General features: G+C 69.6%; 9 protein-coding genes and 2 pseudogenes. 3 read left to right on the top strand and 8 right to left on the bottom strand.

The features are described 5' to 3' along the window. Positions 1–36 precede the first annotated feature (36 nt). Entirely contained in the window at positions 37–210 is a 174-nt protein-coding gene (locus ACZ6YG_RS09560; protein WP_187281307.1) for a hypothetical protein, read from the top strand. A 49-nt stretch (positions 211–259) separates the two neighbouring features. Here ACZ6YG_RS09560 and ACZ6YG_RS09555 read toward each other — a convergent pair whose 3' ends face one another. The 8 genes and pseudogenes from ACZ6YG_RS09555 to ACZ6YG_RS09520 form a co-directional block, all read right to left on the bottom strand. After that, entirely contained in the window at positions 260–1,267 is a 1,008-nt protein-coding gene (locus ACZ6YG_RS09555) for a TerC family protein (protein ID WP_148033364.1), read from the bottom strand. Further along, positions 1,264–1,752 carry a hypothetical protein gene (locus ACZ6YG_RS09550; RefSeq protein ID WP_148033365.1) on the bottom strand — a complete coding sequence of 163 codons (489 nt, stop codon included), beginning with the start codon at positions 1,750–1,752 and terminating at the stop codon, positions 1,264–1,266. The genes ACZ6YG_RS09555 and ACZ6YG_RS09550 overlap by 4 nt, the downstream gene beginning before the upstream one ends. Next, a complete protein-coding gene (locus ACZ6YG_RS09545) occupies positions 1,752–3,158 on the bottom strand; it encodes an Nramp family divalent metal transporter (protein ID WP_148033366.1) in 1,407 nt (468 codons plus the stop codon). Before ACZ6YG_RS09545 ends, ACZ6YG_RS09550 begins: the two co-directional genes overlap by 1 nt. 157 nt (positions 3,159–3,315) lie before the next feature. After that, entirely contained in the window at positions 3,316–5,448 is a 2,133-nt protein-coding gene (locus tag ACZ6YG_RS09540) for an acetate--CoA ligase family protein (protein ID WP_466017668.1), read from the bottom strand. Next, positions 5,448–6,671, bottom strand: coding sequence for a formyl-CoA transferase (frc, locus tag ACZ6YG_RS09535; protein WP_148033368.1), 1,224 nt, complete (start codon positions 6,669–6,671; stop codon positions 5,448–5,450). The genes ACZ6YG_RS09540 and frc overlap by 1 nt, the downstream gene beginning before the upstream one ends. Positions 6,672–6,683: 12 nt before the next feature. After that, the gene (locus tag ACZ6YG_RS09530) at positions 6,684–8,348 is read right to left on the bottom strand and encodes a thiamine pyrophosphate-binding protein (protein ID WP_466017667.1); all 1,665 of its coding nucleotides are present in this window, start codon (positions 8,346–8,348) and stop codon (positions 6,684–6,686) included. 80 nt (positions 8,349–8,428) lie between these two features. Then, positions 8,429–8,965: pseudogene (locus ACZ6YG_RS09525) on the bottom strand (molybdopterin-binding protein); the annotation flags it as partial. Positions 8,966–9,829: 864 nt separating this feature from the next. Continuing rightward, a pseudogene (locus tag ACZ6YG_RS09520) lies at positions 9,830–10,264 on the bottom strand (molybdopterin molybdenumtransferase MoeA); the annotation flags it as partial. 74 nt (positions 10,265–10,338) lie between these two features. On the opposite strand from ACZ6YG_RS09520, the gene ACZ6YG_RS09515 reads away from it, so the two are divergent. Together ACZ6YG_RS09515 and ACZ6YG_RS09510 are read left to right on the top strand one after the other, a co-directional pair. Further along, positions 10,339–11,316 (top strand): 2-dehydropantoate 2-reductase, encoded by a 978-nt coding sequence (locus tag ACZ6YG_RS09515; RefSeq protein ID WP_148033370.1) that lies wholly within the window; start codon positions 10,339–10,341, stop codon positions 11,314–11,316. 38 nt (positions 11,317–11,354) lie between these two features. Next, the gene (locus ACZ6YG_RS09510) at positions 11,355–13,256 is read left to right on the top strand and encodes a molybdopterin oxidoreductase family protein (RefSeq protein WP_271274740.1); all 1,902 of its coding nucleotides are present in this window, start codon (positions 11,355–11,357) and stop codon (positions 13,254–13,256) included.

Genomic DNA, 13,256 nt, shown 5'->3' with positions numbered 1-13,256 from the left:
TGTCTGAAACCAGGCGACGAAAGGAGGTGAACAGAGATGAAGAAGCTTGCCCGCTTCCTCCTTGGAGATCCCCTCGGTCAGCCCGCCGACGGCCGGCCGATCGGGATCGGCCTGGCCACCGCGCTCAGGAAGCAGCGTTCCGCCGACGACGCGGAGCGGTTCCTGACCCGGTGGGCCGAGCAGCGCCACGTGCACAAGAGCGCGCGCTGACGGCTGAGGTGCCGCGCACAGGGGTGGCGCCCCCCGCGCGCGGCGCGCCTCAGCGCTCCGAGTCCGAACGCACCGGATCGGACGACGCCGAGTCCTCCTCCAGCGGCTCCCCTGCCGCCTTCGCGTCGCGGGCCGACTTCATCAGGCTCAGCACCGTGGTCACGGCGAGAGTCCCGAGGATGACGCCCAGAGAGACCAGGATCGGGATCTCCGGCGCCCACGACACGCCGTCGTGGTGCATCGCCTCCAAGATGAGTTTGACTCCGATGAAGGCCAGCACCACCGACAGTCCCTTGCTCAGGTAGACCAGCCGGTCGAGCAGGCCGCCGATCAGGAAGAACAGCTGCCGCAGCCCCATGAGGGCGAAGGCGTTGGCGGTGAACACGAGGTAGGGCTCCTTGGTGAGCCCGAAGATGGCCGGGATCGAGTCGAGCGCGAACAGCAGGTCGGTGGTGCCGATGGCGACCATGACGATCAGCATCGGCGTCACCATCCTGCGGCCCAGGTGCACGGTGAGCCGGGCGCCGTAGTAAGTGTCCGTGGTCGGGAGCACCCGGCGCACCGCGCGCAGGGCGGCGTTCTCGCTGAACTCGGCCTCGTCCTCCTCGTGCCCGATCAGTTTCCAGGCGGTGTAGACCAGGAAGGCGCCGAAGACGTAGAACAGCCAGTCGAACCTGGCCACGGCCTCGGCGCCGGCGGCGATGAAGGCGCCGCGCATCAACAGGGCCAGGACGATCCCGATGAGCAGCACCTTCTGCCGGTACTGCCGGGGCACCCTGAACCTGCTCATGATCAGAATGAAGACGAACAGGTTGTCGACGCTGAGCGAGTATTCGGTGATCCATCCCGCGAAGAACTCGCCGCCGTGCTGCGCCCCCGAGACGAAGAGCAGCCCGCATCCGAAGGCGATGGCCAGGGCGACGTAGAAAGACACCCAGGCCACGCACTCCCGGAAGGAGGGCTCGCGGGGGTTGCGGGCGACGAGGTAGAAGTCCAGCGCGAGCACGATCGCGAAACCGCCGATCGTGGCGAGCCAGACCCAGGCGGGCAGGTTCATCGACGAGCTCCCTTCCTGGTCTGCATGACCTGGGCATGGCGGACGTACAGGCCGAACAGCGCCTCGGCGCGGGGGTTGCCCGCGCGACGGCGCATCAGCCAGGGCGGCATGACCCTTTCGTGCAGAAAAACGAAGCCGATCGCGAAGCCGAGACTCACCATCGCCTGGAACAGCAGGAAGGTGAGCACGCCGTCGTTCGCCCCGGCCCCGGCGACGCTCTCCTGGAGCAGCCGGGACAGCGGGAAAGCGGCCATCCAGTAGAGCCCGGTGGGGCCGAACGTGCCGGGCCGGAACACGCCGCGTCCGAGCAGCACCCCGTACAGCCCGCCGAAGAAGGCGAGCGGCGCGGACAGTGCGAGCGCGGACTGGGCGGCCAGGCCGGCGGGGACCTCCGCGAGGAGGGTCAGCCCGCCGGCCAGCGCGCCGGCGACGGCTCCGATCGTCGCCCCGGGCAGGGCGAGTTCGAGGTCGTCCCGATCGATCATCAACCCACGACCACCCCGAAGGCGAACAGGCTGTAGAACAGCATGCCCAGATAGAACACCGCGCCGAGGCCGATGATCACGTTGGTCCACCACTTCGGCCTGATCGGTTTGGGCAGCATGCGGTTGTTGACCAGCAGCAGCGTCACGCAGTACGCGCCCATCGCGAACGTCGACAGGAACGCCAGCGTGTCCAGGATCCCCTCAGGCCCGTCGGCCGGGCCGAAGAGCAGGATCAGGATGCCGAAGATGATCACGCCCCACAGGAAGCCCGCGTACAGGTGCGACATGCGCAGCTTCTTCGCGCCGGGCACGAAGTTGTAGGTCATGTCGGCCTGGCCGCGCGAGAACGAGTCGAAGAGCCCCAGCGTGGCGTTGAGCCCGATCAGCGCGATGAACCCGAGGAAGACGCCGCCGAGCACCGAGCTGCCCGCCGAGGAGACGGCCTCGGACATGGCGCTCAGCGCCACGTCCCGGTCGTCGCCCCGCAGCGCGGTCTGCACCTCGGGGTTCAGCCGCGCCGCCGACTGGGCGATCACCGTGAAGGAGATCGTGACCAGCATGGTGATGCCCCAGAAGAGCGCCAGCGCGTCGAAGGTGACCCAGCGCCGCCAGCCCTTCCACTTGGCCATCTCCGCGGGGTCCTCGGTGTCGAACATGAAGCCCCGCGAGGGCATGGCCTCTTCTTCGCCCGCGTGCCGCAGCCCGCGGACCTTCGGGATGTGCGCGCCCATGCCGGCGCCGGAGTCGCGCAGGTGCAGCGTGTACCACATCTGCTGCATGCCCGACGGTCCGGCGAAGGCGCAGGCGCCCACGATGACCGGGAACCACGCCGCTGTCATGGCCTCCTCCGGAAGATAGCCGAAGGCGAACATGCCGGTGATGGTGGTGACCACGTCGTTCCACGAGCCCACCATCGCGGCGACCACGGAGGTGCCGATCACGAGCGTGCCGATGAGTAAGGACAGCACGTTCTCCAGGACGTTGTAGATCACCTTGGCCAGGCTGAAGATCACCCCGACCAGGATGAGCCCGGCTATGGCCGTGACCATCCACGGGATCCCGGTTATCTGCTCGAACGCCGCCGCGCCGGCCGAAAGGTGGCCCGGCCAGATGTAGACGAGGACGGCGACGATGAAGAAGAACCACATGATGGGCTTGAACACCCGGGCCGCGCCGGAGAAGATGCTCTCCCCCGTGGCCATGGCGTACCGCGCCATCTCCAGCATCACCACGGCCTGCAGGGTGACGCCGATCAGGAACAGCCACCTGATCTCCGGCCCGAACAGCAGCACGAGCCTGGGCCACATGTAGGACTCGCCCATCCCCACGCCCAGGGCGACGAGGAAGACGGTGGGCCCCAGGATGTGCACCGAGGGAGGCGCATCGGGGAGTTTCCTGATGGGCATCGGCTCAAGCCGGCCCGCTTTCCATACTCGTTTGTCCTCATCCGGCGGCGCAGACGTCGCCGGGGTGTTGGATGTGTCCACCTACGGACCTCCTGGGGGGTTGGTTGTTCTCCTGCGCTGCCCCGATCGCCCCCTCGCCAGGTGATGAGCTCGGCTCTTAGCTCAGCAGCCCGGCCGCTCTTGCCCAGCGGTACTTGGCGCCCAGCACCGCCACCGGCTTCTCGGTCGTGTAGGGGTACGCGACCACGCCGTGCTCGAACAGGTACTCCGACGCCTCCTCGACCTCGGTGTCTCCGGCAAGCGAAGCCACGACGGGCTTGACGTTGCCCTTCTCCCGCTCCTCCGCCACGACGCGGGCGATCAGCTCCACGAAGACCATCGGCGGGGTCACGATGGTGTGCCAGTAACCCAGGACGAGCGCGTGGATCCGGTCGTCGGCCAGGCCGAGCCGGACCGTGTTCTGGTAGGTCGACGGCGGCTCGCCGCCGGTGATGTCGACCGGGTTGCCGGCCGCGCCGAACGGCGGGATGAAGGCGCGGAACGCCTCGTCCAGGTCCGGCGGGATGTCCATCAGCGTCAGCCCGGCGTCCACGCAGGCGTCCGAGAGGAGGACCCCGGAACCGCCCGCCCCGGTGATGATGACGACGTTCTCGCCCTTGGGCGCGGGCAGGATCGGCAGCGCCCGCGCGTACTCGAGCATGTCGTTGAGCCCGGGCGCGCGCACCACTCCGGCCTGCCGCAGGATGTCGTCGTACACCTTGTCGTCGCCCGCCAGCGCCCCCGTGTGGGAGCCGGCGGCCCGCGCGCCCATGGCGGTGCGCCCCGCCTTGAGCACGATGACCGGCTTCTCCTTGACGACCCGGCGGGCCGCGTCGACGAAGCCGCGGCCGTCCTTGAGGTCCTCCAGGTGCATGGCGACGGCCTTGGTGTTGTCGTCCTGCTCGAAGAACGTCAGCAGGTCGTCCTCGTCCACGTCGGCCTTGTTGCCGACGCCGACGATCGCCGACACGCCCATCTTGGTGGTCCGGCTGAAGCCCAGGATGGCCATGCCGATGCCGCCGCTCTGCGAGGTCAGCGCCACGCTGCCCTTGACGTCGTACGGGGTGCAGAACGTCGCGCAGAGGTTCTCCGGCGTGTAGTAGTAGCCGTAGATGTTGGGGCCGAGCATCCGCACGCCGTGCCGCCTGGCGATATCCACGATCTCCTGCTGGCCCTCGACGTTGCCGGTCTCGGCGAACCCCGACGGGATCATGATCGCCCCGGCCACTCCCTTGCGCCCGGCGTCCTCCAGCGCGGCCGGGACGAACTTGGCGGGGATGGCGAACACGGCCACGTCCACGTCGTGCGGCACGTCGGAGATGCTCTGGTACGCGGGCAGCCCCATGATCTCGGGGGCCTTGGGGTTGATCGGGAAGATCCTGCCCTGGTAGCCGCCGTTGATGAGGTTGCGCATGACCGAGTTGCCGATCTTGCCGTCCTCGGCGGAGGCGCCGATCACGGCCACCGAGCGCGGCTTGAAGATCCGCGTCATCTGCCGCAGGATCTCCTCCCTCGGCAGCCGGTCGGGTTCCCTGGCCGGCTCGCCGATGATGATGCGCACGTCCGCGGCGACCGCCCCGCGCGCGTCGGCGAAGACCGGGTTGAGGTCCACCTCGGCGATCTCGGGGAAGTCCGTGACGAGCCTGCTCACGCGTTCGATCAGTTCCGCCAGCGCCTTGCGGTCGGCCGGCTCCGCACCGCGTGCCCCACGCAGCACCTCAGCCGCTTTGATGTCGTCCAGCATCCCCAGCGCCTCATCACCCGAAACCGGGGCAAGCCGGAAGGTGACGTCCTTGAGCACCTCGACCAGGACACCGCCGAGGCCGAACGCGACGACCTTGCCGAAGGTGGGGTCGGTGACCGCGCCCACGATGACCTCGTGGCCGCCGCCGACGAGCTGCTGCACCTGGACGCCGTCGATGCGGGCGTCGGGGTCGTACGCCCGCGCGTTGGCCAGGATCTTGTCGAAGCCCTCCCGTACCTCCTCGGCCGTCTTCACCCCGACCAGCACGCCGCCGGCGTCGGTCTTGTGCAGGATGTCCGGTGAGACGATCTTCAGGACGACCGGGAAGCCGATCTCGGCCGCCAGCTCGGCGGCCTGCCCCGCCGAGGTGGCCAGACCCTCCCCGGGGGTGGCGATCCCGTACGCCTGGCAGATGCCGCGCCCCTCGGGGGCGGTCAGTGCCGTGCGGCCCTCGGCCAGCGCCTTGTCCAGCACGTCCCTGACCGCGCCGCGCGCCCCTTGCTCCACTAGATGACTCCGTTCGTCTTGAGCTCGGCCAGCTCGTCGGCGCTCACGCCCAGCTCGCCGTAGATCTCCTGGTTGTGCTCGCCGAGCAGGGGCGACGTCCTGACCTCCACCGGGGAGTCGGACAGCTGCAGCGGGCTGCCGACGGTGAGGAACTCGCCCCGCTCCGGGTGGTCGACCGCGACGACCATGCCCTCCTCGCGCAGCGACTCGTCCTCGATCAGCTCCTTGGTGGACAGGATCGGCCCGCACGGCACGTTGGCCGCGTTCAGCTTGTCGAGGACCGTCCACTTGTCGTGCCTGATCGTCCACTCCTCGATGAGCTGGAACATCTTGTCCAGCTTGGGCAGCCGCGCCTCGGGAGTGGCCCACTCGGGGTCGTCGGCCAGCTCGGCGCGGCCGATGATCTCCGAGATGGGCTTCCAGCCGACCGGCTGGACGATCACGTAGATGTAGTCGTTCGGCCCGCCGGGCGCGCAGCGCACCGCCCAGCCGGGCTGGCCGCCGCCGCTGGCGTTGCCGGAGCGGGGCACCTCGTCGCCGAAGGTCTTGTTCGGGTACTCGCGCAGCGGGCCGTGCGCCAGCCGCTGCTGGTCGCGGAGCTTGACCCGGGCCAGGTTCAGCACCGCGTGCTGCATGGCCACCTGCACCCGCTGGCCCCGGTCCGTGGTCTGGCGCTGGTAGAGCGCGGCCAGGATGCCGGCGACGGCGTGGATCCCGGTGCCGGAGTCGCCGATCTGCGCGCCGGTGGCCAGCGGCGGGCCGTCCTCGAAGCCGGTGGTGGTCATCGAGCCGCCCATCGCCTGGGCGATCACCTCGTACGCCTTGAACGCGCGGTAGCGGCCGGGGCCGAAGCCCTTGATAGAGGCATAGATGAGGCGCGGGTTGAGCTCCTGGAGCCGCTCCCAGGTGAAGCCCATGCGGTCGACGGCGCCGGGGCCGAAGTTCTCCACCAGGACGTCGGACTGCTTCACCAGCTCGGTGAAGATCTCCTTGCCGCGCTCAGACTTCATGTTGAGCGTGATGCTGCGCTTGTTGCAGTTGAGCATCGTGAAGTAGAGGCTGTCGACGCCGGGCAGGTCACGCAGCTGCTGCCGGGTGATGTCGCCGGTGATGGACTCCAGCTTGACCACGTCGGCGCCCAGCCAGGCGAGCAACTGGGTGGCGGACGGACCCGACTGGACATGGGTCATGTCGAGGACGCGGACACCTTCGAGTGCCTTCATGTTCGGACCTGCCTACTTGTACATGGTCTGGTTCATGGTTCCCGGGGCGTACACGTCGGGATCGACCCAGACGTTGATGAGCGACGGCTTGCCCGACTCCCGTGCCCGCTCCAGCGCGGGGCGGATGTCGGCCGGGTCGCGGACCTCCTCGCCGTGGCCGCCGAGCAGCTTGGCGAACTCGCCGTAGCGGACGTCGCCCAGCGTGTTGCCGACGCGGGCGCGGTCCTCCCCGTACTTGGCGGCCTGGCCGTACCTGATCTGGTTCATGGACGAGTTGTTGCCGATCACGCCGATGAACGGCAGGTCGAAGCGGACCATGGTCTCGAAGTCCCAGCCGGTGAGGCTGAAGGCGCCGTCGCCGAAGAGGCAGAGCACCTCCTTGTCCGGGCGGGCCTTCTTGGCGGCCATCGCGAACGCCATGCCGACGCCGAGCGTGCCGAGCGGGCCCGGGTCCATCCAGTGGCCGGGCGACTTGGGCTGCACGACCTGGCCGGAGAAGGTGACGATGTCGCCGCCGTCGCCGATGTAGATGGTGTCCTCGGTGAGGAACTCGTTGATCTCGTGGACCAGCCGGTACGGGTCGATGGGCTGGGCGTCGGAGAGCTGGCGGGGCAGCCGCTTCTCGTACGCCTGGGTCTCGACCGCGCGCAGCTCCTCGATCCACTCCTTGCGGCGGGCGGCGCCGTTCTCCACCCGCCCGCTGGCCGCCTGCGCCGCGGCCGACAGGATGAGGCCGGGGTCGCCGACGATGCCGAGGTCGATGTCGCGGTTCTTGCCGACGGTGCGGTAGTCGAGGTCGATCTGGACGACCTTGGCGGTGGGCGACAAGCGCTTGCCGTAGCCCATGCGGAAGTCGAACGGGGTGCCGACGATGATGATCAGGTCGGCCTCGGTGAAGGCGTAGCGGCGGCTGAGCTGGAAGTGCATCGGGTCGCCCGGCGGCAACGTGCCGCGCGCCGAGCCGTTCATGTAGGCCGGGACGTCGAGGCCGCGCACGAAGTCGATGGCCGCGTCGGTGGCCCGGCAGGTCTGCACCTGGCTGCCGAGCAGGATCGCCGGCTTCTCCGCGTGCGCCAGCATGTCGGCCAGGCGCTCGATCGACTCCGGGTCGCCGGCCTGGCGGGTGGAGGCCCGGTAGTTCTTCGGGATCCTGGCCTTGTCGAGCGGCACCTTGGCGTCCAGCACGTCACGCGGGATCTCCAGGAACGACGGCCCCGGCGCGCCGTGATAGCACTCGCGGAAGGCCATCGACACCAGGTCGGCCACCCGTTCCGTGGTCGGCACCGTGGCCGCGAACTTGGTGATCGGGGCCATCATGTCGACGTGGGGCAGGTCCTGCAGCGAGCCCATCTTGTGCTGGCTCAGCGCGCCCTGGCCGCCGATCAGCAACATCGGGCTCTCGGCCCTGAAGGCGTTGGCCACGCCGGTCACCGCGTCGGTCGTGCCCGGCCCCGCGGTGACGACCGCGCAACCGGGCTTGCCGGTGATGCGGGCGTAACCGTCGGCGGCGTGCGCGGCCACCTGCTCGTGTCGTACGTCGATGACCTCGATGCCCTCATCGACACAACCGTCGTAGATGTCGATGATGTGGCCGCCGCAGAGCGTGTAGATCACTTCCACGCCCTCGGCCTTGAGCGCTTTGGCTACCAGATGACCGCCAGAGATCGTTTCCGACATCGTGCACCCTTTCCGGCGACTGTCTATCGCATACTGCATACCGTATGAAGGCAATGGTTACCCTCTCCTCACCGAGCTGTCTAGCCCCCAGTGGGCAACTCGATCAGCTCGACCTGCTCCCCCGACCACCCCGGCGGCACCACCGCCAGGGCCTCGGCCAGCGCCGCTCCCCACAACGACCCCGGCCTGTCGTGCCCGACGGGAATCGCGCCCCGGCCCGACCTGAGCACCGGAACCAGCCGGGTGTCCCGCTCGTGCGCCCGCACCGCCCCCGCCAGCGCGCTGCTCTCCCGCCGCACCCCTGCCCCCCGCATCCCCCGCAGTACGGGAACGAGCAGCGTCATGGCGGCGGCCAGCGCCGCGAACGGGTTCCCCGGCAGGCCCACCACGAGCGTCCCCCCGGGCAGGCGGGCGAGCAGCTGCGGATGCCCCGGCCGCACCGCCACCCCGTCCACGAGCACCTCCGCCCCCAACTCCCCCAGCACCCCCCGCAAATGATCAGCCGGCCCCCGCGACGACGCCCCACAAACCACCACCACCTCCACCCCACCTCCCTCCCCGGAACGGACCTGGAGGTCCTCTCGGGCTTCACGACCCTCATCAGCAAGAACCCGCAGGTCTTCGCAGGACGGAAGTCCCTCCCGCGGCGGGGACTCCTCACCGGAACGGAACCGGAGGTCCTCTCGGAGTGGACGGCCCTCATCGGGAAAGAGCGGCGGGTCTTCGCGGGGCGGAAGTCCCTCCCGGGGAGGGAAGCCCTCCGGGGGCGGGGACTCCTCGCCGGAACGGAACCGGAGGTCTTCTCGGAGCTGGGGGGTCTTTCCGGGGGAGAACCCCTCTCGCGAAGGCTCATCACCTCGGGGTTCGGGACTTTCTTCGGGAGAAGACCCCCTTCGAGGCGAAGGCTGCTCACCGAAGCGGAACCGAAGGTCTTCTCGGGGTTCACGGCCCTCTTCGGGAAGAAGCGGCAGGTCTCCGCGGAGAGGAAGCTCCTCGCGGGAACGGAAACCCTCCGAGGGCGGGGACTTCTCGCCGGATCGGAACCGGAGGTCTTCTCGGAGTTGGGGGTTCTCTCCGGGAGAGAACCCCTCTCGCGAAGGCTCATCACCTCGGGGTTTGGGAGAAGAACCTTCTCGGGGTGGGGGGTTCTCGCCGGGGCGGGACCTGAGGTGTTCTTGGAGGTTCTGTCTGGAGGAGGGTGGCGAAACAAAGGCTGACAGGGCTGTGTGGAGGGGGGTGGCGCCGTCGGGGAGGCGGGTGTGGGAGGTGAGGCGTCCTCCGGCCCAGGCGATCAGTCCCGGGAGGAACGGGCCGATGGCGTCGCGGACCCGGCCCGGTCCCGGGAGGCCGTGGTCGACCACCTCGTCGCCGGTCACCAGCACCGCGACGGACGGCACTGGCCGTACGGTGAGGATGTCGTGACCCAGCGCGGCGGCGAGCCCGGCGACGACAGGCGTCACGACGGCCCCGGCCCCGAGCACGACGGCGCCCCCGGCGATGTCCTCGCCCCGCCGCCGGATGTGCCGCCCGGCCTCGATCCGCCCGTCCACCCACGTCCCGCCCGACGCCCGCTCGTACGGGAGGACCGACTCGGACCCGGGCGGGACCGGGGCGCCCGTGGCGATCTCCACCGCCTCACCAGGCCGCAGCGCGTCCCCGTACGGGAGACCTCCCGCGAGGACCCGGCCCACCACGCGCCAGGGCGGCGCCCCCGCCACCGCGTACCCGTCCATCGCCGACACGTCCGAGCCGGGCACCGCCACCAGGGCACGCAGCGGCCCAGCGAGGCGGCAGCCGAGCGCGCGGGAGAGGGGCAGGTCAGCCGGGGGCAGCGGACGGGCGGAGCGGGCCGCGAGGTCGCGGGCGGCCGGCCACGAGAGCGCGCGCACGGCGGCCTCATGTCGAACAACGGTCATCGACGTGCTCCTTGACCCGAATTTTTCCATACTGTATACCGAATGCAAATCCGACGCGAGAACGGAGCGAGAGCATGAAGGTCGCTGTTCTTGGCGCCGGCGCCATCGGCGCGTATGTGGGGGCCGCCCTCCACAGGGCGGGAGTCGAGGTCCACCTCATCGCGAGAGGGCCGCACCTCGAGGCCATACGCAAGTCCGGTGTGATGGTGCTCAGCCCCCGGGGCGACTTCGTCGCCCACCCCCATGCCACCGACGACCCGTCCGAGGTCGGCCCGGTGGACCACGTCTTCCTGGGCCTCAAGGCGAACCACTACGCCGCCTCGGGCCCCATGATCAAGCCGCTGCTGCACGAGGCCACGAGCGTCATCGCCGCGCAGAACGGCATCCCGTGGTGGTACTTCCACGGGCTCAAGGGCCCCTACGAGGGCTACCGCATCGAGAGCGTCGACCCGGGGGGCACGGTCACCGCCGCGCTCCCCCTGCACAGGGCTGTCGGATGTGTCGTCTACGCGGCCACCGAGATCGAGCGGCCCGGAGTCATCCGTCACTACGAGGGCACCCGCTTCTCCATCGGGGAACCGAGCGGCGAGCCGACCGCGCGCTGCGCGGAGTTCAGCGAGGCCATGGTCGCGGGCGGGCTGAAGTGCCCGGTGGAGACGGATTTGCGCCGGGACGTGTGGATCAAGCTCATGGGCAACATCGCCTTCAACCCGATCAGCGCGCTGGCCCGGGCCACGATGGCCGGGATCTGCCGCCACGACGGCGCGCGGGAGCTGGTCAGATCGATGATGACCGAGACGGTGGACGTGGCCAGGCGGGTCGGCTGCGATCCCGGGATCTCGATCGAGCGCCGCCTGCGCGGAGCGGAGAAGGCCGGCGAGCACAAGACCTCCACCCTCCAGGACCTGGAGAAGGGCAAACCGCTGGAGCTCGACGTGCTGCTCGCGGCGGTGGTCGAGCTGGCCGATCTCACCGGGGCCGACGTGCCCACGCTGCGCGCCATCCACGCGGTGAGCGACCTGCTCAACGAGAACCTTGTCCGTGCGGTCTGAGGACACATACCGTAGTCTGTATACAGAATGGAGGGATCATGAGCTATGACCGCCTGACCCATCCACTGGTGCGCGAGGACGGCGTGCTGCGCAGGGCGACCTGGGAAGAGGCGCTCGACCGCGCCGCCGAGGGTTTCCGCCGCAACGTCGCCGAGCACGGCCCCGACAGCTTCGCCATGCTGTCGTGCGCCCGTTCGACGAACGAGATGAACTACGTGGGCCAGAAGTTCACCCGCGTGGTCATCGGCACCAACAACGTGGACTCCTGCAACCGCACCTGTCACGCGCCCAGCGTGGCGGGGCTCTCCGCGGTGTTCGGCAGTGGCGGCGGCACCTCCTCATACCAGGAGGTCGAGGACACCGACGTGATCGTGATGTGGGGCTCGGCGGCCCGGAACGCGCATCCGATCTTCTTCCAGCACGTCTTGAAGGGCATACACAACGGCGCCCGGATGTTCGCCGTGGATCCACGGCGCACCGGCACCGCGCAGTGGGCGGACCTGTGGCTGGGCCTGAACGTGGGCACCGACATCCCGCTCGCCCACGCCATAGCCCGCGAGATCATCCACGCCGGGCTGCACAACGAGGCGTTCATCGAGCGCGCCACGACCGGCTTCGAGGAGTTCCGCGCGTCGGTCGAGCCGTGGACGCTCGGCGTGGCCGAGCAGGTCACCGGCGTGCCCGCGGACGCGATCAGGGAGCTGGCACACGCCTACGCCCGCGCCGACCGCGCCCAGCTCTGCTGGACGCTCGGCATCACCGAGCACCACAACGCCACCGACAACGTCCGCGCGCTGATCAACCTCAGCCTGCTGACCGGCCACGTCGGCCGCTACGGCTCCGGCCTGTCGCCGCTGCGCGGCCAGAACAACGTGCAGGGCGGCGGCGACATGGGCGCCATTCCCAACCGGCTGCCGGGCTTCCAGGACATCCTGGACCCGGAGATCCGGGCCACCTTCGAGCGGGCGTGGGGGGCGCCGATCCAGCCGAAGTACGGCCACAACCTCACCGAGATGCTGGAGGCGATGGCCGAGGGCCACGTCACCACCTGCTATCTCATCGGTGAGAATCCGGTGCAGTCCGAGGCCGACTCGCTGGCCTGCATCAAGCGCCTGTCCATGCTCGACCACCTCGTCGTGCAGGACATCTTCCTCACCAAGACCGCCCAGATGGCCCACGTGGTGCTGCCCGCCAGCGCCGCGTGGTGCGAGGCCGACGGCACGTTCACCAACAGCGAGCGGCGGGTGCAACGGGTGCGCAAGGCGCTCGATCCACCGGGCGAGGCCCGCGACGACATCGAGATCCTCTGCCAGCTGGCCCGCAGGCTGGGCCACGACTGGAGTTACGACGGCGCCGAGCAGGTCTGGGACGAGCTGCGCTCGGTCTCCCCCGTGCACCACGGCATGACCTACCGGCGGCTGGACGAGCACCAGGGCATCCAGTGGCCGTGCTTCTCCGAGGACACGCTGGAGCCGCCGTACCTGCACGCGCGGCTGTGGGAGACCGACCCGGTCAAGCGCGGCATGCCCGCCGCGTTCGCGGTGCTGCGCCACTCGCCGCCGGTCGACCTGCTGGACGAGGAGTACCCGCTCCGCCTCACCACCGGGCGCAGGCTCGACTCGTACAACACGGGCGTGCAGTCCTCGGGGTTCGCCTCGCCGCTGCGGCGCGGGGAGACGATCGACATGTGCCCGGAGGACGCCGAGCGGCTCGGCCTCGTGGCCGGCGAGGAGGTGCGCATCACCTCGCGCCGGGCCTCGGTGGTCGCGCCCGTGTACATCGACCCCGCCCTGCGGCCGGGGCTGGTGTTCATGACGTTCCACTTCCCGGACGAGGTCGACGTCAACTCGCTGACCATCGAGGCCACCTGTCCCATCGCGGGCACCGCCGAGTTCAAGGCGGCCGCCGTACGCGTCGAGAAGCTCGTCAAGGTCGGGTGA

The sequence above is a fragment of the Nonomuraea sp. NPDC054003 genome (assembly GCF_055585125.1).
The sequence above is the reverse complement of the archived record's forward strand: the minus strand, read 5'-3'. Positions and strand labels throughout refer to the sequence as shown.